The sequence below is a fragment of the Herbidospora cretacea genome (assembly GCF_001570605.1).
Lineage (GTDB): Bacteria > Actinomycetota > Actinomycetes > Streptosporangiales > Streptosporangiaceae > Herbidospora > Herbidospora cretacea.
Genome location: NZ_BBXG01000009.1, coordinates 135,395 through 160,055 on the forward strand (window position 1 = coordinate 135,395; position 24,661 = coordinate 160,055).

Genomic DNA, 24,661 nt, shown 5'->3' on the forward strand with positions numbered 1-24,661 from the left:
CTGCGATGGCCTGGGCTTCTCCGTGGATCAGGAGAGGCCGCACCGGTCCGCGTCCTCGGTCTCGACCCAGCAGGCGACGTCGAACGCCTGGGACACGCCGGGCATGTCTCTCGCCGCGACGGCCACCGTGCCGGCGTCGGCGTCCGGCTTGATCCTGGCCCGGTAGGACATCGGCAAGTCCCCTGGCCGGATGAAGTCCGCCAAGGTTCTGTCCGACTCCTGTGCGACGAAGTCCTCGTAGGCCTCCTGCTGGCTTCTGAACGTCACCGACTCCACCTCCGGGCGTGCCGTCAGCATCCGCAGGAGCTCCTCCCGCTCGCCTTCGGTGATCTCCTGTCCGGCGCAGCTCGGGAAGGGGCTCTCCGGCATGCAGAAGAACGCGATGACCTCGGGAGAGCCCGAATCGACCACGCCGGTCAGGGCCATCGCCATGATCTGCTCCCTGGGGACTTCGGCGGGCCTGAACAGCCCGATCGTCAGGCCGGTGGCCGCCAGCGTCACCGCGGCGATCTCGGTGTCGGACAGGTCGAGGTAGTAGCGCAGCACCAGCGCCTCCCGCTGCCTGCGGGGCAGCCGGGCCAGCGCGGCCAGCATCTTCCGGCGGGACTCGCCGATCAGCACGGCCACCTCGGCCGACTGGACGTCGGAGACCCGGTCGGCGCGGCGCGGTGTCAGCGCCCGGCGGCGTAACACCGACCGGGAGCCGTTGAGCACGCACGTCCTGACGTAGGGGAGCGTGGCGGTGCCGGGGCGGGCCAGGCCGTGGAGCCGGGTGAACACGTCCTGCACGACGTCTTCGGCCGTCTCCTGGTCGCCGACCAGCAGCACCGCCAGGCGCACCAGGCCGGGCCGGTGGTCGCGGTAGAGGGCGGCCAGGTCGGCCTCGTGGGCCGGCACGTCGCGGGCGCGCCGCAGCAGCCGGAGGGTTTCACCATCCATGCCCAAGGAACGCGCCGCGCTCCCCATCTGCTGCCTCCGGTCAGACCGGGTCATGTTTGCCCAAGTCATCGCGGGTAGGGACGAAGGATCAAGGCGACGAGAGGATGTTGACATGCAATCCGATCCCGTTCACGAGCCCGGCTCGCCCGAAGGGATGTCGGCGCACGAGGTGAACAGCCGCAGCGAGCTGGCCAAGTGGATCAGTGGTACGCACGTGTTCCCCGCCGATCGCGACGCCCTGCTGAAGCAGGCGCAGTCCGAGGGGGCGCCTGAGGTCGTCCTCGCGCTGCTCCGGTCCGTCCCGGACCGCTCGTACGACAACCTTCAGGACGTCGCCGACGAACTGGGCCTGACGAGCGAGGGGCCGCACGACTAGAAGCTCCGGAGAGGAGCGGCTCCCCGCAAGGGGCGCCTGTTTCCAGGGGGTGGCGTCGGGTAAGCGGGTGGGCGAGCACACACCTCTGGGGTGAACATGACCAGACCTGAGGATTCCCCCGCCGACTCGGCGGGGCTGGAGCGGATGCTGGTCGGCCTCATCGAGAGCAGCCATACGGCCACCATCGACGACCTGCCCGCGCTTCTCGGCGCGTTCGCGCCACACGCTGGTATCACCCAGACGCTGATCTACGTGGCCGACCTCCAGCAGCAGGTGCTGCGCCTGCTCACCGGGCGCGGCCCGGACGGCGGCGACGACGCGGGCGGCGTGCCGTCCGAGCTGGCCGTCGACACGACCCTGGCCGGGCTGGCCTTCCAGGAGGTCCGCACGCTGCCGCAGCCCGGCGCCGACGGCAAGCCCGAACACTGGTGGGTGCCCCTGCTCAACGGCACCGCCCGGCTGGGCGTGCTCCGGGTGACCGCCGCCGGGCCGTCGTTCGATCCGAAGGTCGCCCGTCACCTGTCCTCGCTGGTCGCGCTTCTGGTGACGAGCATGCACGCCTACAGCGACTCCTATCCCCGGCTGGTCCGCAGCCGTCCGATGAACGTGGCCGCCGAGATGCAGTGGCGGCTCATCCCGCCCCTCACGTTCGCCAACCCCCGGGCGACGGTCTCGGCGGTGCTCGAACCGGCCTACGAGGTCGGCGGCGACACCTTCGACTACGCCGTCGCCGACGACATGCTCCACGTCGCCATCTACGACGCGATGGGCCACGACGTGTCGGCCGGGCTGACGGCCGGCCTCGCCATCGCCGCCTGCCGCAACAACCGCCGCCAGGGCGCGTCGCTGGCGGAGACCAGCGAGGCGATCGAGCGCGTCCTCATCACCGAGTTCGGCCGCGCGCAGCGGTTCATCACGGCGATCATGGGCGACCTCGACCTGAACACCGGCGTGTTCACCTGGGTCAACCGGGGGCACCACCCGCCGATCCTGATCCGCGACGGCCGCTGGGTGACGACGCTGGAATGCCCGCCGGCCCACCCTATGGGGCTCGACCTCGGCCTGCCGGTCCACACCCGCCAGGAGCAGCTGCGGCCGGGGGACCGGCTGCTGCTCTACACCGACGGCATCACGGAGAACCGCGACGCGTCCAACCGGGAGTTCGGCCTGCACCGCTTCGCCGACTTCGTCATCCGGCACCACTCCAGCGGGCTCCCGGTCCCGGAGACCCTGCGCCGGTTGATCCGCGCCGTTCTCAGCCACCACGAGGGGCGGCTGCGCGACGACGCGACGGTCGTCATGGTCGAGTGGAACGGGCCGGGCGACGACTTCGAGGCCGCCCACTCCGAATGGCCGATGCCGCGGGTGTGACGCCCACCAGACATTTCGGGAAAGTTCGGTTAGCCCTCCGTTCCGAGGGCAGTCGGCCGGAATCAGCCCAACAGAGCGCTGTGATGGCCCGCCCTTCCGGCGGCACTCGATGTTCCCGCGGCCCTGACCTCTGCTGCTGATCTTCCTCTGCGCGTCTCCACGTGATCTTTCCGGGCCGCCACGCCCTCTCATCGGCATGCGGCTTTTCCTTTTCGCCACCCACCCACGAAGGCAGGAGCCCTCATGAGTGACCAACCCATGTCCAATACCGTCGACCGCGCGAAGGAAGCGACCGCGGACACCGCCCGGACGGCCAGGGAGCAGGCCCGTCAGGTCGGCGGCGAGATCAGGACCCAGGCGGGTCAGGCCGCGCACCAGCTGCGGGGACGGGTCCGTGACGAGGCGGACTCGCAGTCGCGCCGGGCCGCGCAGAGCCTGCGGCAGTGGGCCGACGACCTGTCCGGGATGACCGAGAGCGGCAAGCCCGACAGCCCCGTCCAGGGAGTGCTCCAGCAGGTGGCGGGCACCGGCCACCGCGCCGCCGACTACCTGGAGGACCGCGGCCTGGCCGGCGCGGCCGGCGACCTGCAGGACTTCGCCCGCCGCCGCCCCGGCCTGTTCCTGGCGGGCGCCCTGGCGGCCGGCTTCCTCATCGGCCGCGTCGCCAAGGCCGGCACCGCCGCCACCACGGAAAGCGACTCGTCGGGCCCCGCGACCACCTACCCGGCCGCATCGGGGACGTCATACCCGACCACCTCCGGCACGCCCTACCAGGCCGGCTCGAACCCCTCCTACCCGAGCGGTACCGGCACGCCCTACCCGGCCGACCCCGCGACCTCCTATCCCAGCGGTACCGGCACGCCCTATCCGGCCGACCCGGCGACGCCCTACCAGCCCGGCTCGGGGCCCTCCTCTCCGGCCGACCCTGGCACGACTCCCCAGGCCGACCCGCCGACGTCGTACCCGAGCGGTCCCGGCACGACCTACCCGGCCGACCCCGCGTCGCGTCCCGGAACCACCTACCCGGGTGCCGCGAGGCCGGATGAGGACCTGCGATGACCAGTCCCAGTCGGCCCGAGCCCACCCTCGGGGAGCTGGTGGGGCAGCTCGGCGGTGACCTGTCGACCCTGTTCCGGCAGGAGGTCGAGCTGGCCAAGACGGAGATCAGGGCCGAGGCGACCAAGGCGGGCAAGGCCGCCGGCATGTTCGGCGGCGCGGGACTGGCCGGGTGGATGACCGCGATCTTCCTGAGCCTGGCCCTGGTCTGGGCTCTCGACGCGGTGATCGACGCCGGGTGGGCCGCCCTCATCGTCGCGGTGCTGTGGGGCGCGGCCGCGGCCGCGATGTACGCCAAGGCCCGCCAGCAGGCGCGGGAGGTCAACCCCGTGCCGGAGAAGACCGTTCAGACCCTGAAGGAGGACGCCCAGTGGTTACGCGATCGGACGAGCTGAAGCAGGAGATCGAGCAGACCCGCGCCGAGATCGCCCGGGACGTCGACCGCCTCAGCGACCACGCGAGTCCCCGGCAGATCGTGCGCCGGCGCACCGAAGGACTCCGGAACACCACCCGAACGATCAAGGAGCGCGTGATGGGCACCACCGGGCACGCCACCGACCGTCTCCAGGACACGGCCGGATCCATGAAGGAGAGCCTTGCCGGGGCGGGCGAGACGATCAAGAACACCCCGCAGCAGGCGATGCGGGGGACCCGGGGCAACCCGCTGGCCGCCGGGCTGGTCGCCTTCGGCGTCGGCGCGCTGGCCGCCGCCCTGATCCCGGAGAGCCGCGCGGAGAAGCGCGCCATGGCCCAGGCCGGCGAGTACGTGCAGCCGGTCGTCGACCAGGTCAAGGAGAGCGCGCAGTCGCTCGGCCAGGAGGCCAGGGAGACCGCCCAGCAGGCCGCCGAGAAGGTCAGGCAGGCCGCCGGCGAAGCGGCGCACACCACCGCGGAGCAGGCCAAGGACCGGGCGGCCGAAGTCCGCGACCAGCACTGAGCCGGGCGAGGCGGGCCGGATGACATGGTCATCCGGCCCGTCCCCGATCAGGCGTGCCGGTACCGGCGTGTTCGCAGAGAACGCAGGGAAGTGGAAGTGGGCGCATGAGGCGACTGGCCGTTCCGTTGGCGCTGTTCCTGGCCGCGATCTCCGCCTGTGGCGGGGTGGGGGGTTCCTCCGGCGGCGGCGCGGCCGCCGGGAGCACTCTCACCACGATGGGCTTCGGCCTGCCCGACGAGATCGCCACCACCCGGGTGGACGCCTTCACCAAGGCCCACCCGGACATCCGCCTGACCATCAATCAGGGACAGTTCGACGAACAGGCGTTCCTGTCGTCGGTCGCCTCCGGCAACGCGCCCGACCTCGTCTACCTCCCCCGCGACAAGATCGGCGGTTACGCCGCCCGCGGCGCCCTCCAGCCGATCACCGGCTGCGTCGCCGACCATGCGATCCCGACCGGCGACTACTATCCGGCGGCGGCCCGACAGGTCCAGCTCGGCGGGCAGTGGTACGGCATCCCCGAGTTCTACAACTCCGTCGTGCTGATCGTGAACGACAAGGCCGCCGAGGACGCCGGCGTCGACCCGGCCGAGATCGACACCCGTGACTGGGACGCCCTGGCCGCGCTGGCCCGCAAGATGACCAAGAGCTCCGGCGGCACGATCGAACGCCTCGGCTTCCATCCCAAGCTGCCCGAGTTCCTCCCGCTGTGGGCGAAGGCCAACGGCGCCGACCTGCTCAGCGCCGACGGCCTCACCCCGCACCTGGACGACCCCAAGGTCGCCGAGGCGCTGGCGTACGCGGCGAAGCTGGTCGAGGAGCAGGGCGGGTGGACGCGGGTCAAGGCCTTCGCCGACACCTTCGACTACTTCGGCGCGGGCAACCCGTTCGCCAAGGACCAGCTCGGCATGCTGCTGACCGAACAGTTCGTGGTCAGCGCGATGGCGGGCGCCGACCCGGACGCCGCCGTCACGGTGCTGCCGTTCCTGGGCCGCGACGGCGCCCCGGTGAACAGCGTCGGCGGCAACGCCTGGGCGGTGCCGAAGGGGGCGAAGAACCCCGGCGGGGCGTGCACGTGGATGAAGGAGATGACCGCCGCCGACACGTGGATCGCCGCCGCCAGGGCCCGCCAGGCCAAGCGCGCCGCCGAGGGCAAGGTCGACATCGGAACCTACACCGGCAACCAGAAGGCCGACGCGGTCATCTTCGGCGAGATGCGCAAGCCGTCGGGGCGCGAGGCGTACGACGACGCGGTCGAGGTGATCAGGTCGGTGCAGCAGGCCGGTTTCACCGTGCCGCCGTCGAAGGCCGCCGCCGAGTTCACCACGGCCTACCAGCAGGCGGGCACGCGGGTGCTCCAGGGTGAGCAGACGGCGGAGGAGGCGCTGGGCCAGGCCCAGGCGGAGGCGGTCAAGGCGCTGGGGTCATGAGGACCGGCGAGACCCGCTGGGCGTACATCTTCCTGATCCCCTGGATCGTCGGCCTGGTGCTGTTCCAGGCCGGGCCGATGATCGCCAGCGCGGTGCTGTCGTTCACCGACTACGACCTGATCGGCAGCTCCGAGTTCGTCGGGGTGGAGAACTACGCGACGATGGCGGCAGATCCCCGGCTGGCACGGGCGATCGGGAACACGCTGCTCTACACGGTCGTCCACGTGCCGCTGGCCTGCCTGCTGGCGCTGGGCCTGGCGCTGCTGCTCAACCGGATCACCGGCCGGGCCGCCGGGGTGTTCCGGACGATCTTCTACCTGCCGTCGATGACGCCCTACGTCGCCGTCGGGGTGCTGTTCCTGTTCCTGCTGAACGGCCAGGCGGGGGTGCTGAACGAGGCGCTCGCGATCGTGGGGATCGAGGGGCCGCAGTGGACCACCGACCCCGGCTGGATGCTGGCCGGGGTGGTGATCATGTCGCTGTGGAACCTCGGCGCGAGCACGATCGTGCTGTTCGCGGCGCTGCGCAACGTCCCGCGCGAGCTGACCGAGGCCGCCATGATCGACGGCGCGGGCGCCTGGCAGCGCTTCCGCCACGTCACCCTGCCGCTCATCAGCGCCGCGCTGTTCTTCGTGGTCGTCGTCGACACGATCGCCGCGCTCCAGATGTTCGACCAGGTCTACACGATGTACTTCGGCACCTCGCAGGCCCAGCAGACCAGCGGCGACGCCGCCCTCTTCTACGTCGTCTACCTGTTCCAGCAGGGCTTCCAGTTCCTGCACATGGGCTACGCCTCCGCGCTGGCCTGGCTGCTGTTCGCGGTCATCGCGGTGATCACCTTCATCCAGGTCAAGGTGGGCAACCGCCTGGTCCACTACGAGGACCCCGCCGCATGACCGCCCGCCGGTTCTTCCCCCTGATGCTGCTGGCCGCCGCGTCGGCGATCTTCCTGTATCCGTTCCTCTGGCTGGTCTTCGCCTCGCTGCGGCCGCGCGACCGGACGTTCGGTGGGCAGTTGCCGATCCCGTTCCGGCCGCAGAGCTACCTCGACGTGTGGGACGCCGCGCCGATGCTGACGTGGCTGCTCAACTCGGTCGTCGTCGGGGTCGCGGCGGCGCTGGCGGTGACGGTGTCGAGCGCGCTCGTGGCGTTCGGGTTCGCCTATTTCCGCTTCCCGGGCCGGAACCTGATGTTCGCCAGTGTCCTGGGGACCATGATGCTGCCGGCGGCGGTGACGCTCGTGCCGACGTACCTGATCTGGAACTCCGTGGGGCTGACCGGCACGCAGGTGCCGTTGTGGGCGGGCAACCTGTTCGGGTCGGCGTTCTACATCTTCCTGCTGCGGCAGTTCATGCTCGGCCTGCCCCGCTACGTCTTCGAGGCGGCGCGGGTGGACGGGGCGTCGTACCTGACGCTGTTCTGGCGGATCGCGGTGCCGCTGTCGCGGCCGGCGCTGATCATCGCCTTCATCTTCGAGCTCAAGGCGAGCTGGTTCGACCTGATGAAGCCGCTCATCTACCTGCAGGACACGGAGCTGTTCACGCTGCCGCGCGGGCTGAAGGCCGTGGTCGACCGGTTCTACCAGGGCGGGGATCCCAAATGGGAGATCGTCCTGGCGGCCAGTGTGGTGACCACCCTGCCGCTGATCGCGATCTTCTTCTTCGGTCAGCGCTATTTCCTGCAGGGCATCGCCACGACCGGCCGCCGGTGACGGTTCAGCCGCCGAGGGCGGCGAGCAGCTCTTCCTTGGTCATCGAGCTGTAGCCCTCGACGCCCTTCTCCTTGGCCTGCTCGACCAGTTCCTCCTTGGTGCGGCCCTTCGGCTTCGGGGGCTTGGCCAGCTCCTCGGCCTTGGCCTGGCTGAAGACGCGGCCCATCGTGACCAGCTTGTCGGCGGGGATCGCCTTGGCCATGGCGGGGAGGATGTCGCTCTCCTCCTCCTCGACGTGGTGCGTCACCGCCTTGACCATCTGCTCCAGCGCGGTCAGGAACTCGGGGCGGTCGGGGTCGGCGGCCATCAGGGTGGCCAGCAGTTCCTCGGCCTCGTGGTGCTCCTCGACGCCGTGGTGGACCTCGCCGCGTTCGCTGGGCGCGGCCTTGGCGAGCTCGGGGTAGACCTTGGTCTCCTCGGCGCGGGCGTGCGCGACGAACTTCGCCGCCAGCTCGGCGACCAGGGCCGGGCGGTTCTCCTGCTCCTTCTTCAGCTTCTCGAAGATCATCTCGACGTCACGGTGGTCAGCCATGATCAGGTCGATGACGTTCTGCGGCATGTGATTCCCTTCTCAGGACCGGGCCTTGGCCGACGCGCGGCGGTTGGCCTTCTTGATGGCCTCCACCAGTTCGGCCTTGCTCATGGAGGATCTTCCGGGGACGTCCAGGCGCTTGGCGAGGTCGTAGAGGTGCTGCTTGGAGGCGTTGGCGTCGACGCCCTCGGCGGTCTTGCCGGCCTTCGGGGTGCTCTTGGCGGCCTGCGCGTCGGAGGGGCCCTTCTCGGCCTTCGGCTCCCAGTGGTCGCCGACCTTCTCGAAGGAGTGCTTGAGCGCGGAGTTCGCCGTCCGGTGGGCCCGTTCGCCCTCGCCGTACTGCTCGACCGCCGAGTCGTGGGCCTTGATCCACGTCTCCTGGGCCTTCTTGGGGGAGCGCTTCAGGGTTCCCGGGAGCTCCTGACGAGCCGGCATGATCGTCACCTCTCCTCTGGTGCTGAATGAGCCTGTGTTCGGCTCCTACCCGCCGCCACCTCTCGAAACGTGGTCTCCGGCGCCGGTGTCCGGTAGAGCGGAAGGGGTACCCCAGGCACTATGACCAAAAAGGACGAACCATCCAAAGGTGACAAGGTCACCTGGAAGAGCCATGGTCAGACCGTCCACGGAAAGGTCGAGAAGAAGATCACGAAGCGGACCGAGGACTCCGGGCGGGAGGTCGACGCCTCCCCGGAGGAGCCCCAGTACCGGGTCCGGAGCGACAAGAGCGGCCGGACGGCCGTCCACAAGCCGGAGGCGCTCGATGACGACGGGTGACCACGACTTCGACGAGGCCGTCAACATGACGGCCGGTGAGCTGGAGAAGTGGCTCGGCAGCGACGAGTCACGCCGGGTCGGCCAGAAGTCGCGGGGCGGGGAGTCGACCGGCCACGAGTCGGGGCGCAAGATCGTCGCGATCCTGCGCAAGCGCAAGGGCGAGCTCACCGACGACGACCGGGCGCACATGCGCAAGGTGACCGGCTATGTGCACCGCCACCTGGCCCAGCGCCCCGAAGGCGACGTCAGCGGGACGCCCTGGCGGTTCTCGCTGATGAACTGGGGACACGACCCGCAGAAGTAGCGGCCGGTCAGGCGCGGGGCACCGGCCAGTCGGCCGTCCGGAGCTCCACGTCGACGTCGGGGCCCCGCCACTCCACCAGCATGACGGTGGCGTCGTCGCGCAGCACGCCCTTGTGATAGGTCAGCACGGCATCGATCAGCCGCCGCAGGATCTCGGGGACCGGCAGGCCGCTGGCGTTGTAGCGCATCACGAAGTCGACGAAGCGGTGGACGCCGAACTCCCGGTTCGACGCGTCGCGGATCTCGGTGATGCCGTCGGTGTAGAGGATCAGCCGGTCGCCGGGTTCGAGCTGTTCACGGCAGGTCGCGACCGAGAGCCCCAGGTCGAGGCCCATCGGATGGGCCGGCAGGCACTCCAGGGTGGTGATCCAGCGCCCGCCCCGGATCAGGATCGGCGGCGGGTGGCCCCGGTTGACCCAGGTGAACACGCCCGTGCGCAGGTCGAGGTCGCCCATGATCGCCGTGACGAACCGCTGGGCGCGGCCGAACTCGGCGATCAGGACCGCTTCGATGTCCTCGCTGTTGCGGGCCAGCGAGTAGTCCTGGCGGCGGTTGTTGCGGCAGGCCGCCATCGCCAGGTTGGCGGTCAGCCCGGCCGAGACGTCGTGTCCCATCGCGTCGAACACCGAGACGTGCAGGACGTCGCCCGCGATGGCGTAGTCGAAGGCGTCGCCGCCCACCTCGTAGGCCGGTTCGAGCACCGCCGAGACCGTCGCGCGGTCGTTGGCGAAGGTCAGCGGCGGGATGAGCCGCCACTGCATCTCGGCGGCGACGTTCATCTCGCGGGTGCGGACGGTCCGGGCCCAGGTGTCGCTGCAGGTACGCATGCTGGTCAGCAGCAGGGCGACCATGGACGACAGATGGCGGGCGGTGGTGTGGTCGAGGGTGGCCTCGCCGGTCTGGACCCGCAGCACGCCGAGGCGGCTGGTGCCGTTGAGGATCGGCACCCACCAGGAGCCGGGCCGGCCCTCGTCGCCGGTCTGCGCGAGAGTGCGGATCTGCTGGAAGGCCAGGCCCGCGAGGCTTTTGTCGACCGACAGCTCCGCCGGTTCGCCCTCGGTCCACGGGCCCCGCAGCAGCCGCAGGACCTGCTGCTGGAGGTCGCACAGGTAGACGAGGACCTGGGTGAAACCGGCCTGCGGAGTGTGGGCGGCCAGAAGCGCCGGCAGGTCGTCGACGGTGCGCAGATGACTGCTCTCGACCAGGCCGACCAGCATGCGCTCGGTGCCGCCAGGAGACATGATGTCTCGGGCCTACCCGGTCCCTGATCAGCGGAAACGGAACCCTCACCGTTGGAGGAGCTCGTGCAGGGGCAGCAGCCGGGCGGCCGGGACGGCCAGCTCGACGGGGTCGCCCAGGGTGGCGATCTGGTCCCACGCGACGAACACGCTGCCCCGGTGGAGCCGCCGGATCACCGCCCTGACGAGGGCCGGGCTGCTGCCGCCTGGGCCGCGTTCGTAGCCGAAGAGCTGGCCGGTGTGCCGGGGCACGACGATGAGGCCGCTCAGCCGCAGCGCCTGCCCGTTGTCGGCCAGGAGCGGGCCGTCCTGGGTGAGCTGCACGTCGGCCACCTGCCCGACCGGCTCGCCGACGACGTCGACCACCCTCCGGGCGACGAGGGAGCTCAGCCGCTCGCGGTCGGGGATCTCGGTGAGCCTGACCGGCCGCGGATCGGGGGTGTCCGGCTCGCCGCCGCCGCTGCCGGGGAGGCGGTCGATCACGTGGTCGCGGACCCAGCGCTCCAGCGAGGCCTCGGGCAGGTCGCCGACCTTGATCGCGCTGCCGATCTCGGCCACCGAGCCCATCGGGATCCGCTGTGGCGCGGGGTGCTCCTCCATGCGGAACAGCCGGGTCACGCCGGTCATCACCCGGCCGATCACCCCGCCGACACGCGGGCCGAGGGCCAGCGGGCCCGACAGGATCGCGGTCACGTAGCCGTCGTCGATCTCCAGGTCGTCGACCTTGCACAGCAACCGGCCGTCGCCGCGGACCACCTGGCGGTCGAGCAGGTGCAGGTGGGCGTGCAGGACCCGGGCCTTCACCGGCCGGCCTTGGTGAGGAGCATCAGCGGGACCGCCGCCACGGCGACCACCAGGAGCAGGATCATGTACGCCGTCCCGAGGGTGTTGGAGAAGCGCCCGTTGACCTTCTCGCCCATGTAGTCGGGGTCGTTGGCGATCATCAGCACCGGCAGGTAGGTGAGCGGCAGCGCCGCCGCCGAGAACACCAGCGAATATTCGGTGACGGTGATCGGGTTGATCGTGGTGAGGATCAGCGCGATGGCCACCATGGTGGAGACCAGCAGCACCGCGTGGAACCGCGCGGCCTCGCGGGGGCGCACGTACTTGCCCCACTGCCAGCCGAAATACTGGCTGATCGAGTAGCCCGACGACAGCGCCGTCTCCAGCGTCGCGCCGAACGTGGCGGCGAAGACGCCGAAGATGACCAGGGCCAGCCCGATCTGGCCGAAGGCGAGGCCGGCCGGGAGCACCATCTGGCCGAGGCTGTCGACCTCGATCATCCTCGGCAGAAACACCGTGGCGGCGCATCCGGCGATGGCGATCGACAGCAGCCCGCCGAGCGGGAACCCGACGAACACGTTGGCCCGCATGACGTTCAGGTCGCGCCGGGTCCAGCGCTCCTCGACGCCGCCCGAGGAGAAGAAGAACACCTCGTAGGGCGTCATCGCCGCGCCGAGCAGGGCGATGGCATAGAACCAGTAGGCGGCCGCGCCGTCGTCGGAGGGGTTGTGGACGAGCTGGTGGGACAGCTCCCCCCAGTCCGGGCCCAGGGCGAAGAAGGCGACCAGGAAGACCACCAGCGCCAGCCCGGCCAGGCCGAAGACGCGCTCCATCGTCTCGAACTTGACCCGCCACATCACCAGCCAGGCCACCAGCCCGACGCCGGGCACCCAGAGCAGGTAGTCGATGCCGGTCGCCAGCTCCAGGGCCAGGGCGGCGCCGCCGATCTCGGCGGCCAGGGTCAGCAGGTTGATCCCGAAGGACGCCCCCAGGTTGAGCAGGCCGGCGCGGGGGCCGAGCCGTTCGCGTACGAGATCGAAAACGGGCCGGCCGGACACGGCCGCCACCCGGCCCGCCATCTCGGCGAACAGGCAGATCCCGACGACCCCGACCACCACCACCCACGCCAGCGACATCCCGAACCGCGAGCCGACCAGCGCGTTGGCGACCAGGTCGCCGATGTCGACGAACCCGCCGATGGCGGTGAGGATGCCGAGCGTGACGGCGAAGAACTTCTTCACTCGGCCGCCGCTCTCAGCTCGTCGCTCAGTTCGCGCAGGTCGCCGGCCGCCTGTGCGGGGTTCTCGACACCGCCGAGCCGGACCTCGTTGAGCAGCGTCTGCACCTGGTCGGCGGCCTCGCCGGTCAGCGCGGTGAGCTCCGCGCGCGCCGACACCGCCGCCCGCGTCGGGGGCTGGACGGCGGAGAACTGCGAGTCCACGCTGCCCAGCGCCGTGACGGCCTCCGTCAGGACCGTCTGCAAGTACGGCCTGGTCAGCCGCGCCTCGTTCTCGACCACGAGCCGCACCAGGTCGACCGACGACGCGGCGGCCTCGGCGGTGGTCACGACCTGCTGGTGGTAGCCGGAGTCGGTCCACGCCGGGGACGCGCACCCCGCCACGAGCAGCAGGGAGACCATCAGCGTCCGTCTCATGGCCGGACCCGCAGCAGGAAGTACGCCAGCACGCCCAGCAGCACGGCGTACTGGCCCCAGGCGCCCAGCAGCACCAGGCCCTCGTCCATCACGTGCCCCGACTGCCCCTGCCAGGGGCTGCTAACCGTGGCCGGGTTCCTGGGGGTCGGTCGGGGCCGAGACGGTGTCCTCCATGACGCCGATCAGCCGGCCCACGGGGAGCAGCACGACCAGCAGCCCGAGACAGATCCAGAACATGAGCATCGAGCCGATGACGAGGCCGATCCCGCCCAGGGTGAAGACGATCAGGAACACGCTGACGTAGATCCACGAGCGTGGACGGCCGTGACCGTGACGCTGCTTCTCCCGGGGCTCGCGCTGGGGGTCCATGGGGATTCACTCCTGCCGATGTCGTGTCTCAGGGCTCCTTCCCCGAGAAGGCGCCGACCGCGCACGCGTCGCCGCGTGGAACGCGGCCGATTCGGGGTAGCGGCTGGAGCACCCGATTGGGAGGAGTAGCGATGGCAGGACAGGCCAACTCACGCGACGTGGTGCGACACGAGGACGGACAGTGGGCCGTCACCAAGCCGGGCGGCAGCCGGGCCAGCGCCTTGTTCCCCACACAGGACGAGGCGATCAGGCGGGCGACCGAGATCCTCACCGCCGACGGCGGTGGCGAACTGCGCATCCACGGCACCGACGGCAAGGTGCGCGACCAGCGCACGATCGCGCCCGGCAACGACCCCCACCCGCCCGCCGGCTGATCACCCGACTACCGCTGGGCGCCTCGGGTAGCACGTGCCGGTATGAACAAATTAACGGTGAGAGGCGCGAGTGCGCTCAGCGGAATGATCGGCGGCGCGGTGGCCGGAATGATCTTCAAGCAGGTCTGGAAACTGGCGTCCGGCGAGGACGAGGCACCCCAGGCCAGCTCACCCGACTACGGCTGGACCGAGGTCCTGGTGGCCGCCGCGATCCAGGGCGCGATCTTCGCGACGGTGAAGGCGGCCATCGACCGGGCGGGTGTGCAGGCCTACCACCGCTCGACCGGCGAATGGGTCAAGGACTGATCCCGGACGTCTATCTACCTCACCGGCACGGACGAGTGACCGTTTGCCCCCTCCGTGCCGGGAAGTGGATCGGTATGACCGTGACACGATTCAAGGACCTGCCCCTCGCCGACCGTTCGCGGGAATGGGACGGCAGCGCCGCCGACAAGCGCGTCCGCGACTGGGCCGGGGCGGAGGACGAACCCGACGCCGCCTACCGCGACGCCCACGTCTGGTACGACGGCGACGCCCCCGGGAACTTCGGCAGCTACAAGCTCCTGATCGCCGACGTGATCGACGGGAAGCTCAAGGCCGTGCCGCGCGCCGTCATGGCCGCAGGCGGCGTCATGCAGGGCGCCCGCGGCGGCGTGAAGATCCCGGACGACGAGGTCGACCGGGTCAAGTCCCACCTCGCGAAGTACTACGAGAAGATGGGCGAGACCGCTCCCTGGCAACGGTGACATGTGGGTGACATGCGAAGGCCCGCATCAGGCGTTCGGGGCGACCCCTGTCACCGGACGCCTGATGCGGGCCGTTTCCGCGTTACGGAAGCTGGTTGTAGCCGGTGTAGTAGTTGCCGACCTGCTCCCGGTACGTCGGGTCCTTGTAGGTGTCCTGGTTGAACTCGGGCGCGTTCTTGATCTCTTCCTTCGTGCGGGCGAGGAAGACCTTGCGCTGCTGCGGGTCGATCTCGGTGATCGTGCTCGCGGGCATGATGACCTTCTTGCCGAAGATCCAGAAGCCCGTGTCGACGACGATGTAGGCGTCGCCCACGGCGTCACTCTGCTCGTCGACCTCGCCGATCTTGCCGTCGACGGCTTCCACGTCGAACCCGATCACGCTGACCCCGGCGCCGGACACGACGCCCTCCTGGTAGCTCCACGGCTCAGACATATTGGCCCCTTTCATTGGCTGCTGCTGACAGGGCCGCTACCCGTGACGGGACCGCCAAACGTGGGCCGAACCGATTGATCGTCACTTCCGTTTCAGGGGCATGTTGCGTCGCATCCTCGTCGTCCTCGCGCTGGCCGCGGGGACCCTCGTCTTCTCCTCCCTGCCCGCCTACGCCTGCAAGTGCGGCCTGCCCTCGGTCAAGGAGCGGGTGGCGAACTCGGCCGTCGTCTTCACCGGGCGGGTCACCGGCTACCGGCCCGCCGAGAGCGTCACCGGGCGACACGTCTACACCTTCCGGGCCGACCACTCGTACAAGGGCAGGCCGAAGGCCGTCGTCAAGGTCGGCACCAGCACCCACAGCGCCGCGTGCGGCGTGACGTTCGCGCGCGGCGCCCGGTATCTCGTCTTCACCTACAAGTCGGACGGCCGCCTGACGACCGGGAGCTGCGCGGGCAACATCCGGGTCGCCAAGGGCACCAAGGCGTTGACGGCCGCCGACCTGCCGGAGGGGTCCGATCCGGCGACGATCAGGCAGCTCGGCCGGGCCAAGCCCGTCCGCTAACCGCCGCAGGCGGCGTAGGTGTAGGTGTCCTTCAGGATGTCGTACCGGTCGCGGACCTTCGTCGCGCCGGTCTTCGTGTCGTGCTGGAAGACGGTCATCCGGGTCGGGACCTTGGCCAGGTTCTGCGACACGTGCAGGGTGACCTGGTGGGGGCCGGTCCAGTCGAGCATCTCGACGGTGCCGCCCTTGGGGAGCTTGATCGGCGTGCGGCCGTCGACCTGGCCGGTCTCCACGTCGGAGACGATGATCTCGCGGTCGGACTTCAGGGTGGCCAGGGTCCGGCCGTCGGCGTGGAGGGCGTGCTGGCCCCACTCGGCGATGGCGTCGGCCCCGGCGCCCTGGCGCAGGAGGCGGGCCGAGCGGTCGTACACGCGGAAGCCGTCTTCCGAGGTGGTCAGGACCTCCTCGCCGTCGCCGCTGAAGCCGAGGTAGTCGCGCTTGGCGGGCAGCAGGCCGAGACGCTTCCCGGTGGCGGTGTCGTAGATCGCCGTCCGGGTGTGGCCCACCGCGAGCTCGCCGCCGTCGTCGGAGAGGCTGAGCCAGACGTTGTACTGAATCGGGTTCCTGGGCAGCGCGTTCGCCGGCAGCAGGACGACGCCGCCCCCGAACGTGCGGACGGCGAGCCGGCCGTTGCGGTGGAAGTAGGCGATCTTCTGGCCGTTGCCGCTGATCGCGATCGGCGCGGTGGCGAAGCCGACCGGCTTGCGCTTGTGGTCGAGCGCGTCGACCTGCGCGTCCTTGAGCTGGACGATCTCGCCGTGGTGGGTGACCAGCCGCCAGTTCCCGCACGGGAAGACGGCCTTCTTCACCTTGCACGCCTTCGCCGAGGCGTAGCGGACGCCGTCGCCGTGGTGCGGCGTGGCCTGCGCGGTTCCCGGTGCGCCGAGCACGGCGGCCGTCGTCGCCGCCAGCGCGACCAGAATCCTGATCTTCATGGTTGACCCCCTGGTTGTGTTCCCCGTCACACCGTTGGATGCGAAGACCAGGCGGCTGGTTCACCTCACTTGTGGGTGACCTGAATACGGTCGAGAAGGGTGTCGGCGATCTCGGCGAGCGCGGCGACCTGCTCGGGCGTCAGGGAGTCCATGACGTAACGGCGGACCGCGTCGTCGTAGTGCCTCTTCGCCTCGCAGGCGAGCTCGCGGCCCCGCTCGGTCAGCCGGACGACGGAGCCCCTGCTGTCCTCCTCGCAGGTCTCCCGGGTGATCAGGCCGCGCTGCTCCATGCGGCGGAGCTGATGGGACAGGCGGCTCTTCTCCCATTCGAGGCCGCAGCGCAGCGAGAGCGCGCGGACGGTGTCGTCGGGGCGTTCGTGCACGGCGACCAGGACGTCGAAGTCGGCCTCCGACAGGCCGGTGGCGTGGGCGAGTTCGCGGCCGAGGACGCCGCTGAGCCGGACGCGCATGCGCTGGTAGCTGGTCCAGGCGGCGGCCTGGCGGTCTGTGAGGTCGGCCATATCGTCAAGGTTAGTTGATACGTCAACCTTGGCTGTATATTGGTTGACGTATCAACCTAGGGAGTCCCCCATGCACTATGGCCACGCGCTCCGGTTCGGCGCCCTCACCGACCGGACCGAACTGATCGAGGAGCTCGGCTACGACCTGGCGATGGTCCCCGAGTGGACCTCGCTGTCCTTCCTCGCCGGGCGCACCGGCCGGATCCAGCTGGCCGGCGGCGTGCTCGACGTCACCGAGCGGAACGCGGCGGTGATCGGGCGGTCGGCCGCCGGGCTCGACCTGCTGACCGGCGGCCGGGTGGCCCTCGTCCTCGGCACGTCGGGCGAGGCGGCCGGCCTGGCGGAAGCCGTCGACGTCATCCGGGCGATCTGGGACCCCTCGGCTCCCAGGGCCGACTACGAGGGCGTGCACCATCGGCTGTCGGCCGCCGAGACCGGGCCCGCGCCGGCGCACGCCGTGCCGATCTGGGTCGCGGGCGACGATCTCGCCGTGCTGGAGGTGGCCGGGCGGAAGGCCGACGGCTGGGTGGCGTCCTTCGATCCGGAGCGGGCGGAGTGCGTGCGGGTCGGGAACAAGATCGTGGACGAGGCCGCGGTGGCGGCCGGGCGGGATCCCCGGGAGATCCGCCGCGTCCTCGTGGTCACCGGCGAGGTCCCGGCGAGCGTGCTCGACGACGGGGTCAGCACGGTCGTCGTGCGCACCGACGACGCGGCGGCCCTGGAGAGGTTCGCGCGTGAGACCGTCCCCGCGCTGCGCGCCGCCGCCCCCGCCGGGCTGTCCGACCGGCCCGTCCGGCCCGCCTCGGCGCTGGCCCGGCGGCGCGGCGGCATCGACTACGACGGCGTGCCCGAGTCGCTGGCCGCCGACGCCATCGAACCGGGCGACCCGGCCTACCCCCGCGTCCGGTCGAACTACCTGCGCGGCGGCGCTCCCGGGCTGCTGCTGTTCCCGCGCGACCCCGCCCAGGTGGTGGACGCCCTCGCCTTCGCCCGCCGCCATCCCACGCTGCCGCTCGGGGTGCGCAGCGGCGGCCACGGCGTCAGCGGCCGGTCCACCAACGACGGCGGGATCGTCATCGACCTGCGCCACCTCAACGCCATTGAGGTCCTCGACGAGGCCACGCGCCGGGTGCGGATCGGGCCGGGCGCCCGCTGGAAGGAGGTCGCCGCCGCGTTGCGCCCCCACGGGTGGGCGATCGGCTCCGGCGACTACGGCGGCGTGGGCGTCGGCGGACTCGCCACCGCGGGCGGCATCGGCTTCCTGTCCCGCAAGCACGGGCTCACCATCGACAAGCTGCGCGCGGTGGAGATCGTCCTGGCCGACGGCTCGCTGGTCCGGGCCGACGACACCGAGAACCCCGACCTCTTCTGGGCGGTACGCGGCGCCGGAGCCAACTTCGGCATCGTGACCTCCTTCGAGTTCGAGGCCGACGAGGTCACCGACGTCGGCTGGGCCCAGCTCGTGCTGGACGCCTCCGACCAGGCGGGCTTCCTGCGGCGCTTCGGCGAGGTGGCCGCGCGGACGCCCCGCGACACCACGGCCTTCCTGATCATGGGGCCGCCCCGGCGGGGGCAGCCCGCCGTCGCGCAGATCATGGCCATGGTCGACTCCGCCGACCCCGACGTGATCATCGAGCAGCTCCAGCCGTTCGCCGGCGTCTCCGGGCTCTACCAGCAGCAGGTCGTCGTCACGGCCTACGCCGACGTCATGGCCAGCGCGCCGGACGGCGACCACCACGGGCAGGGCGAGCCGGTCGCGCGGTCGGCCTTCGTCCGGGAGATCACCCCGGCGTTCGCCCAGGCGGCGGCGGACATGCTGGCCAGCGGCGCGGTGTTCTTCTTCCAGATCCGCTCCGTGGGCGGCGCGGTCGCCGACGTCCCCGCAGGCGCGACGGCCTACGCCCACCGCGACGCCGTTTTCCAGGTCACCGCGATGGGGATCGACGACAAGCGGCTGGACCGGATCTGGGAGACCAACCGCGAGCACTTCGACGGCCTCTACCTCAGCTTCGAGACCGGCCTCGGCAAGCTCGCCGACGCCTTCCCGCCCGCCACCCTCGCCCGGCTGCGGGACCTGAAACGCCACTACGACCCGGCGAACGTCTTCCGCGACAACTTCAACATCAGGGACGCGAAATGAGCGACTACGGACACGACCTGCTCTTCGGCACCTTCGTCACCCCGGCCGTCCAGCCGGTGCGGCACGCCGTCGAGCACGCGCAGGCCGCCGAACGGGCCGGGCTCGACCTGGTCACCTTCCAGGACCACCCCTACCAGCCGCGCTTCCACGACACGTGGACGCTGATGTCCTACATCGCGGCGCAGACCTCGCGGATCCGCCTCAGCGCCAACGTGACCAACCTGCCGCTGCGGCAGCCCGCGGTGCTGGCGCGCAGCGTGGCCGGTCTCGACCAGCTCAGCGGCGGCCGGATCGAACTCGGCATCGGGGCCGGCGCGTTCTGGGACGCCGTCGAGGCGATGGGCGGCCGGCGGCTCACCCCCGGCCAGGCCATCGAGGCCTTGGAGGAGGCCATCGGCGTCATCCGCCAGATCTGGGACGTCTCCGCGCGGGGCGGCGTCCGCTCCGACGGCGTCTACTACCCGGTGAAGGGGGCCAAGCGCGGTCCCGCCCCGGCTCATGACGTGGGGATCTGGGTGGGGGCGTACAAGCCGAAGATGCTGGCACTCACGGGCCGGGCCGGGGACGGATGGCTGCCGTCGCTGGCTTACCTGCCCGGCGGCCCCGCCGACTTGACCGAGATGAACCGGCACATCGACGAGGCCGCCCTCGCCGCCGGACGGGACCCGCGCGCGGTCCGCCGCCTGCTCAACATCGGCGGCGAGTTCGCCGCCACGAACCGGGGTTTCCTTCAGGGCCCGCCGAAGCAGTGGGCGGAGCAGCTCGCCGGTCTGACCGCCGACCACGGCGTCAGCGGCTTCCTGCTGATGTCCGACGACCTCGCCAAGACGGAGACGTTCGCCCACGAGGTCGCCCCGGCGGTCCGCGAACTGGTCCGCCCCTGACCGGGCCGCTCCCGCGGCGTTCCGCCGGGCCAGTGGCGCTGGGCATCCCACGCCGCCGGTTGCTCCCATGGAGGGACTGTCACGACATTCATGGAGTTCCGCTATGAGACGCACCATCGGCCTGCTGGCCGCGCTGGCCCTGTGCCTGGTCCTGACGCCGCCCGTGGAGGCGGCGGCCACGGCCAAGTGCACCCTGAGCATCACCCCGAAGGACACCGAACACGACACCACCATCACTGTCCAGTGCACCGGCCGAGCGCCCGGCGACGTCCTGGACTACGTCACCATCAAGGGCGCCGACTGGCCGGACGGCGACGACACCCAGAAGGTCTGCAAGGCCGTGTCGAACCTGTGGACCCGGGTGATCGACTCCCAGCTCCTCAACGAGGACCCGCTGGGCGACGAGATCTACGTCGAGGCCCGCATGCGCACCCCCGACTACAAGCTCTACTACGTGAAGACCAACGAGGTCTCCGGCAAGTGGGGGGTCAACGTCTACGTCGGCGAACCTGACTGCGGCCACCTGCCCTGACGACGCCTCCAGCAGTGGTGGCCCCTCAGGGGTAGGGCCAGAAACCGAGTGAACGGGGTCGCGGTGTCGCGTACCGCGCCGTGACCACGGCCGCCGAGCTTCCGACGACGGTGGCCAGCACGACCGCCACGACCGAGGCCTGGTCGTAGGTGGGGATCAGGTCGGCGCTCCAGGCCTCGAACGGGGCCATGATCACCAGCCAGACCAGCCCGGTCGTGACGAGGCCGAACGGCCAGAGCCACACCGGAGGCCGGGCCATGATGGCGAAGAACACCATCAGCCCGAGGGCCGTCAGCGGCAGGAGGAACAGGGGCGCCAGGATCAGCGGATGCGGCCACAGCATGCCGTGGCCGTCGAACAGGAGGTCGTTGAACTCGCTCCGGGGAGCCAGCCAGTACCAGGCGCCCGCGCAGCCGACCGCGACACCGGCGGCGAACCCGAGTCTGCGCACCCCCGTACCGAGCGCGAGCAGTCCGGCGACGATGGCGATGAGCAGGGCGTTGTTGGGAAGCAGGGCGCTGTAGAGGCCGGGCGCCTCGACCGACACCGTCGCGGCCGCGTCGAGTTCGTAGTCGTCGATGCCGACCCGGCGCCAGGTCCCGGTGGCGCTGCCGACCGCGACCCCGTCGGCCCCGTTGGCGACCACGACCAGGCCGGGGACCGCCGAGACGCTGAGCGACTCGACCGGCTGGACGTCCTCGGGCCGGTCGGGCGGATAGGCCCTGAAGAGCCGGTCGTGCACTCGGGGGGAGACCTCCCACGCCGTCGTCCAGGCCCCGCCCGCCACCGACTCCTCGACCTTCAGCCGTCCGGGGACGACGCGGAAGCACCGGCCGTCCGCGCAGGACGAGGACGTCGGGAGGCCCACGACCGCGCCTTTCCACTCCTCCCAGGTGACCCCGTCGTGAGTCAGGTAAGAGTGGGACGGGCTGACGCCGTCGTTCTGGGCGAGATGGACGACGATCCCTCCGTCGCGCACCTCGGTGGCGAAGGCGATGGGCGGCACCCAGGGGATCTCCGGGCTGGTCGCCGTGATCGCGAGCACGGCGGCCGGGGTGAGCAGGATGGCGGCGGTCCGCCCGGCCGGGATCGGGTGCCTGGCGGCGTGCCACGCGGCGTACAGGGCGGGCAGGGCCAGCAGGTCGGTGAGGTCGGCGCGGATCAGGGACGGCCCCCAGGCCAGCGACCACGCCTCCGACGCCAGCCACGCGCCGCCCTCCGAGGCCTTGACCAGGGTGAACCCGATCCCGGTGATCGCGATCGCCGGAAGCGGCCGACCGACGACGAGGCCGAGCAGGGGCGGCAGGAGGACGAGCCCGGCGACGTCGCTGAGCTTGCCGGTGACGAACCCCGGCCAGGTGTACTTCAGCAGGTGGTCGTTGACGACGAGCACGACCAGGGCCAGCACGGTCAGGGGATGGCCGATCCACGAAGCACGGCTCAAACGGGCACTCGCGGGAGGCCAGGTTCGTCGCACTCCTTCAGGGAAGCCGACGAACCGCCGGAAGCCGAGACCTCGTGATCGTCCTGGGATCGGATCGTGTAACCATCGATGCTCCCGCTCGCGGGCGATCAGTTCATCGGACGGGCAGCAGGACGACCATGGTGAGGCCGCCGCCCGGGGTGTCCTCCGGCGTGAGGGTGCCGCCCATCGCCTCGGTGAGGCCTCTCGACAGGGCCAGGCCGAGGCCGACGCCCGTGTGGTTGTCGCGGTCGCCGAGGCGCTGGAAGGGCTGGAAGACGCGGTCGTGGGCGTCGGGCGGCAGGCCGGGGCCTCGGTCGATCACGCGGATCTCCACCTGGTCGCCGTGTTCGCTCGCGGTGACCAGGACCGTGGGGCTGTAGCGGACGGCGTTGGCGATCAGGTTGACCAGCACCCGCTCCAGCAGAGCCGCGTCGGCGACGATCTCCGGCAGGTCGGCGGGGATGGCCGTCTCCACGTGGACGCCGAGGTCGTCCATCGCCCGGGGGACGATCTCCTCCACGGCCAGGGGCTGCGGCGTCACCCCGAGGACGCCCGCCTGCAGGCGGCTCATGTCGAGCAGGTTGGCCACCAGGCGGTCGAGTTTCACGAGGGACTCGTCGGCGGTGGCCAGGAGTTCGCGCCGGTCCTCGGGGGACCAGGTGATCTCCTCGCTGCGGAGCGACTCGACCGCCGCCATCGCCGAGGCGAGCGGGGTGCGCAGGTCGTGGCTGACGGCGGCCAGCAGGGCGGTGCGCATCTTGTCGGCGGCGGCCAGCGGTTTCGCCTTCTCCGCCGCCTCGGCCAGGCGCTGCTGGCGCAGCGCCACCGCGATCTCGGCTGCGAAGGCCTCCAGGACGCGGCGGTCGGAGGCGTTGAGGAGCGCGCCCCGGGCCGCCAGGACCAGGTCGTCGTGGATGATCACGTCGGTGTCGCCGGTCGAGGGGGACACGCAGGGCGGGCCGCCCGTCGTGGCGACGATGTTCCAGGTCTTCGCCTCGGCGGCCCGCTCCAGCAGGGTCACGGACGTCAGGCCGAAGGTCTCCCGGAGTCTCGCCAGCAGCGACGGCAGGGCCGACTCGCCGCGCAGCACGTGGCCGGCCAGGGCCGACAGGATCTCGGCGTTCGCGCTGGCCTGGGCCGCCTGCCGGGTCCGCCGGGCCGCCAGGTCCACTATCGCGGCCACGGCCGCCGCGACCACCACGAAGACCACCAGGGCGAACAGGTTCTCGGGGTCGCTGATCGTGAACTCGTGCAGGGGAGGGGTGAAGAAGTAGTTGAGCAGGAGGGAGCCGCCCACGGCGGCGGTGATGGCGGGCCAGGTGCCGCCCACCAGGGCGACGCCGACGGTCAGCATCAGGAAGAACAGGATCTCGCTCGGCAGCGAGAGCTCCGCGCGGAACGGCAGGAGCACCCCGGCCAGCGCGGGCATGCCCGCCAGCGCCATGGTCCAGCCGGTGATCCGGCGGTGCCGGGCCAGGGCGGCGCCGGAGCGCTGACGGCGGGCGCGGCCCTGCTTCGCCTCCGCGTGGGTGATCATGTGGACGTCGATCGAGCCCGACTGCGCGGTCGTCTCCACCCCCACGCCCCGGGAGAGGATCTGGGCGAACCGGCCGCGCCTCGACGCGCCCAGCACCAGCTGGGTGGCGTTCACGCCACTGGCGAAGTCCAGCAGCGCTTTGGGGATGTCGTCGCCGACCACCTGGTGGTACGTCCCGCCGAGGGACTCGACGAGGGTCCGCTGCCCGGCCAGGTTCGCCGGGTCGCCGCCGGTCAGGCCGTCGGCGTTGACGACGTGCAGGGCGAGCAGGTCGGCGCCCTTGCTGCGGTCGGCGATCCTGGCCGCGCGCCTGATCAGGGTGTCGCCCTCCGGGCCGCCCGTGAGGGCCACGACCACCCGTTCCCTGGCCTCCCACGTGCTGCGGATCCCGTGCTCGTAGCGGTAGCGGTCGAGCTGTTCGTCGACCTTGCCCGCCACCCACAGCAGCGCCAGCTCGCGCAGCGCCGTCAGGTTGCCGACGCGGAAGTAGTTCGACAGCGCCGCGTCGACCTTCTCGGGCGCGTAGATGTTGCCGTGGGCCATCCTGCGCCGCAGCGCGTCGGGCGACATGTCGACCAGTTCGATCTGGTCGGCCTGGCGGACCATCTCGTCGGGCACGGTCTCCAGCTGGGGGACGCCGGTGATCTCGTGGACGACGTCGTTCAGCGACTCCAGGTGCTGGACGTTGACCGTGGTGATCACGTGGATGCCGGCGTCCAGGATGTCCTCGACGTCCTGCCAGCGCTTGGCGTGGCGGGAGCCCGGCACGTTCGTGTGGGCCAGCTCGTCGACCAGCACCACCCGGGGTGCGCGGGCCAGCACCGCGTCCACGTCGAGCTCGGTGAACTCGCCGCCCCGGTACTCCATGACCTTGCGGGGGAGGATCTCCAGGTCGTCCAGGAGGGCGGCGGTCTGGGCGCGGCCGTGGGTCTCCACGAGACCCACGACCACGTCGCGGCCGCGCTCCTTCGCCCTGCGGCCCTCGCCGAGCATCGCGAAGGTCTTGCCGACCCCGGGCGCCGCGCCCAGGTACACCCTCAGTCGGCCGCGCGGCACGTC

The 24,661-nt window shown here is 71.1% G+C and carries 30 protein-coding genes; 17 read left to right on the forward strand and 13 right to left on the reverse strand.

What is annotated here, in order from left to right; genetic code table 11:
* Window positions 1-27: 27 nt before the first annotated feature.
* On the reverse strand, window positions 28-939 hold the full coding sequence (locus AW270_RS37060; protein ID WP_063819268.1) for a permease-like cell division protein FtsX: 912 nt from the start codon (window positions 937-939) through the stop codon (window positions 28-30).
* A 112-nt stretch (window positions 940-1,051) separates the two neighbouring features.
* On the opposite strand from AW270_RS37060, the gene AW270_RS19730 reads away from it, so the two are divergent.
* The 8 genes from AW270_RS19730 to AW270_RS19765 all read left to right on the forward strand — a co-directional run bounded on the left by AW270_RS19730 (window position 1,052) and on the right by AW270_RS19765 (window position 7,820).
* Window positions 1,052-1,315 carry a DUF2795 domain-containing protein gene (locus AW270_RS19730; protein ID WP_061296436.1) on the forward strand — a complete coding sequence of 88 codons (264 nt, stop codon included), beginning with the start codon at window positions 1,052-1,054 and terminating at the stop codon, window positions 1,313-1,315.
* 96 nt (window positions 1,316-1,411) lie between these two features.
* Window positions 1,412-2,686: a PP2C family protein-serine/threonine phosphatase gene (locus tag AW270_RS19735; RefSeq protein ID WP_218009287.1), complete on the forward strand. Its 1,275-nt coding sequence runs from the start codon at window positions 1,412-1,414 to the stop codon at window positions 2,684-2,686.
* A 243-nt stretch (window positions 2,687-2,929) separates the two neighbouring features.
* On the forward strand, window positions 2,930-3,745 hold the full coding sequence (locus AW270_RS19740) for a hypothetical protein (RefSeq protein ID WP_157522274.1): 816 nt from the start codon (window positions 2,930-2,932) through the stop codon (window positions 3,743-3,745).
* The gene (locus AW270_RS19745) at window positions 3,742-4,137 is read left to right on the forward strand and encodes a phage holin family protein (protein WP_061296442.1); all 396 of its coding nucleotides are present in this window, start codon (window positions 3,742-3,744) and stop codon (window positions 4,135-4,137) included. The genes AW270_RS19740 and AW270_RS19745 overlap by 4 nt, the downstream gene beginning before the upstream one ends.
* Window positions 4,113-4,679 (forward strand): DUF3618 domain-containing protein, encoded by a 567-nt coding sequence (locus AW270_RS19750; RefSeq protein WP_061296444.1) that lies wholly within the window; start codon window positions 4,113-4,115, stop codon window positions 4,677-4,679. Before AW270_RS19745 ends, AW270_RS19750 begins: the two co-directional genes overlap by 25 nt.
* A 104-nt stretch (window positions 4,680-4,783) precedes the next feature.
* Window positions 4,784-6,109, forward strand: coding sequence for an ABC transporter substrate-binding protein (locus AW270_RS19755; protein ID WP_061296447.1), 1,326 nt, complete (start codon window positions 4,784-4,786; stop codon window positions 6,107-6,109).
* Window positions 6,106-7,005 (forward strand): carbohydrate ABC transporter permease, encoded by a 900-nt coding sequence (locus AW270_RS19760; protein WP_061296449.1) that lies wholly within the window; start codon window positions 6,106-6,108, stop codon window positions 7,003-7,005. Before AW270_RS19755 ends, AW270_RS19760 begins: the two co-directional genes overlap by 4 nt.
* Window positions 7,002-7,820, forward strand: a complete 819-nt coding sequence (locus tag AW270_RS19765) for a carbohydrate ABC transporter permease (protein WP_061296451.1) — start codon at window positions 7,002-7,004, stop codon at window positions 7,818-7,820. The genes AW270_RS19760 and AW270_RS19765 overlap by 4 nt, the downstream gene beginning before the upstream one ends.
* A 4-nt stretch (window positions 7,821-7,824) precedes the next feature.
* Here AW270_RS19765 and AW270_RS19770 read toward each other — a convergent pair whose 3' ends face one another.
* Both AW270_RS19770 and AW270_RS19775 read right to left on the reverse strand, forming a co-directional pair.
* Window positions 7,825-8,379 (reverse strand): hemerythrin domain-containing protein, encoded by a 555-nt coding sequence (locus AW270_RS19770; protein ID WP_061296454.1) that lies wholly within the window; start codon window positions 8,377-8,379, stop codon window positions 7,825-7,827.
* Window positions 8,380-8,391: 12 nt separating this feature from the next.
* The gene (locus AW270_RS19775; RefSeq protein WP_061296809.1) at window positions 8,392-8,787 is read right to left on the reverse strand and encodes a ChaB family protein; all 396 of its coding nucleotides are present in this window, start codon (window positions 8,785-8,787) and stop codon (window positions 8,392-8,394) included.
* A 120-nt stretch (window positions 8,788-8,907) separates the two neighbouring features.
* On the opposite strand from AW270_RS19775, the gene AW270_RS19780 reads away from it, so the two are divergent.
* A complete protein-coding gene (locus AW270_RS19780; RefSeq protein WP_061296456.1) occupies window positions 8,908-9,126 on the forward strand; it encodes a hypervirulence associated TUDOR domain-containing protein in 219 nt (72 codons plus the stop codon).
* Complete coding sequence (locus AW270_RS19785; protein WP_061296458.1) at window positions 9,113-9,430, forward strand: DUF3140 domain-containing protein; 318 nt, start codon at window positions 9,113-9,115, stop codon at window positions 9,428-9,430. Before AW270_RS19780 ends, AW270_RS19785 begins: the two co-directional genes overlap by 14 nt.
* A 7-nt stretch (window positions 9,431-9,437) precedes the next feature.
* Here AW270_RS19785 and AW270_RS19790 read toward each other — a convergent pair whose 3' ends face one another.
* From AW270_RS19790 to AW270_RS19810, 5 genes are all read right to left on the reverse strand, one after another.
* Window positions 9,438-10,670, reverse strand: a complete 1,233-nt coding sequence (locus AW270_RS19790; protein WP_218009288.1) for a PP2C family protein-serine/threonine phosphatase — start codon at window positions 10,668-10,670, stop codon at window positions 9,438-9,440.
* Between the two features lie 45 nt (window positions 10,671-10,715).
* Window positions 10,716-11,471: a hypothetical protein gene (locus tag AW270_RS38900; RefSeq protein WP_061296462.1), complete on the reverse strand. Its 756-nt coding sequence runs from the start codon at window positions 11,469-11,471 to the stop codon at window positions 10,716-10,718.
* Complete coding sequence (locus tag AW270_RS19800; protein WP_061296465.1) at window positions 11,468-12,691, reverse strand: NRAMP family divalent metal transporter; 1,224 nt, start codon at window positions 12,689-12,691, stop codon at window positions 11,468-11,470. Before AW270_RS19800 ends, AW270_RS38900 begins: the two co-directional genes overlap by 4 nt.
* Complete coding sequence (locus AW270_RS19805; RefSeq protein WP_157522277.1) at window positions 12,688-13,104, reverse strand: hypothetical protein; 417 nt, start codon at window positions 13,102-13,104, stop codon at window positions 12,688-12,690. Before AW270_RS19805 ends, AW270_RS19800 begins: the two co-directional genes overlap by 4 nt.
* A gap of 120 nt (window positions 13,105-13,224) precedes the next feature.
* Window positions 13,225-13,473, reverse strand: coding sequence for an HGxxPAAW family protein (locus AW270_RS19810; protein ID WP_061296470.1), 249 nt, complete (start codon window positions 13,471-13,473; stop codon window positions 13,225-13,227).
* A gap of 131 nt (window positions 13,474-13,604) precedes the next feature.
* Between AW270_RS19810 and AW270_RS19815 the strand changes: the two genes are divergently transcribed.
* From AW270_RS19815 to AW270_RS19825, 3 genes are all read left to right on the forward strand, one after another.
* Complete coding sequence (locus AW270_RS19815) at window positions 13,605-13,847, forward strand: DUF2188 domain-containing protein (RefSeq protein ID WP_061296472.1); 243 nt, start codon at window positions 13,605-13,607, stop codon at window positions 13,845-13,847.
* Between the two features lie 57 nt (window positions 13,848-13,904).
* Window positions 13,905-14,153, forward strand: a complete 249-nt coding sequence (locus AW270_RS19820; RefSeq protein ID WP_245674778.1) for a DUF4235 domain-containing protein — start codon at window positions 13,905-13,907, stop codon at window positions 14,151-14,153.
* A 74-nt stretch (window positions 14,154-14,227) separates the two neighbouring features.
* Window positions 14,228-14,593, forward strand: a complete 366-nt coding sequence (locus AW270_RS19825; protein ID WP_061296477.1) for a hypothetical protein — start codon at window positions 14,228-14,230, stop codon at window positions 14,591-14,593.
* Between the two features lie 82 nt (window positions 14,594-14,675).
* Here the strand turns inward: AW270_RS19825 and AW270_RS19830 are convergent, their stop codons facing one another.
* Window positions 14,676-15,026 carry a hypothetical protein gene (locus AW270_RS19830; RefSeq protein WP_061296479.1) on the reverse strand — a complete coding sequence of 117 codons (351 nt, stop codon included), beginning with the start codon at window positions 15,024-15,026 and terminating at the stop codon, window positions 14,676-14,678.
* Window positions 15,027-15,126: 100 nt separating this feature from the next.
* Here AW270_RS19830 and AW270_RS19835 point away from each other — a divergent pair, with 100 nt between their 5' ends.
* Window positions 15,127-15,588 (forward strand): hypothetical protein, encoded by a 462-nt coding sequence (locus tag AW270_RS19835; RefSeq protein WP_061296481.1) that lies wholly within the window; start codon window positions 15,127-15,129, stop codon window positions 15,586-15,588.
* Here AW270_RS19835 and AW270_RS19840 read toward each other — a convergent pair.
* Together AW270_RS19840 and AW270_RS19845 are read right to left on the reverse strand one after the other, a co-directional pair.
* Window positions 15,585-16,523, reverse strand: coding sequence for a WD40 repeat domain-containing protein (locus tag AW270_RS19840; RefSeq protein WP_061296483.1), 939 nt, complete (start codon window positions 16,521-16,523; stop codon window positions 15,585-15,587). The genes AW270_RS19835 and AW270_RS19840 overlap by 4 nt on opposite strands.
* Before the next feature lie 65 nt (window positions 16,524-16,588).
* Entirely contained in the window at window positions 16,589-17,044 is a 456-nt protein-coding gene (locus AW270_RS19845; RefSeq protein ID WP_061296486.1) for a MarR family winged helix-turn-helix transcriptional regulator, read from the reverse strand.
* A 70-nt stretch (window positions 17,045-17,114) separates the two neighbouring features.
* On the opposite strand from AW270_RS19845, the gene AW270_RS19850 reads away from it, so the two are divergent.
* From AW270_RS19850 to AW270_RS19860, 3 genes are all read left to right on the forward strand, one after another.
* Window positions 17,115-19,184 (forward strand): LLM class flavin-dependent oxidoreductase, encoded by a 2,070-nt coding sequence (locus AW270_RS19850; protein WP_061296488.1) that lies wholly within the window; start codon window positions 17,115-17,117, stop codon window positions 19,182-19,184.
* On the forward strand, window positions 19,181-20,068 hold the full coding sequence (locus AW270_RS19855; RefSeq protein ID WP_061296490.1) for an LLM class flavin-dependent oxidoreductase: 888 nt from the start codon (window positions 19,181-19,183) through the stop codon (window positions 20,066-20,068). The genes AW270_RS19850 and AW270_RS19855 overlap by 4 nt, the downstream gene beginning before the upstream one ends.
* 103 nt (window positions 20,069-20,171) lie before the next feature.
* On the forward strand, window positions 20,172-20,600 hold the full coding sequence (locus tag AW270_RS19860; protein ID WP_061296492.1) for a hypothetical protein: 429 nt from the start codon (window positions 20,172-20,174) through the stop codon (window positions 20,598-20,600).
* 25 nt (window positions 20,601-20,625) lie between these two features.
* On the opposite strand, the gene AW270_RS19865 is transcribed toward AW270_RS19860, so the two are convergent.
* Window positions 20,626-22,044 (reverse strand): hypothetical protein, encoded by a 1,419-nt coding sequence (locus tag AW270_RS19865; protein WP_061296495.1) that lies wholly within the window; start codon window positions 22,042-22,044, stop codon window positions 20,626-20,628.
* A 133-nt stretch (window positions 22,045-22,177) separates the two neighbouring features.
* Window positions 22,178-24,658 (reverse strand): DUF4118 domain-containing protein, encoded by a 2,481-nt coding sequence (locus AW270_RS19870; RefSeq protein WP_061296497.1) that lies wholly within the window; start codon window positions 24,656-24,658, stop codon window positions 22,178-22,180.
* Between the last annotated feature and the right edge of the window lie 3 nt (window positions 24,659-24,661).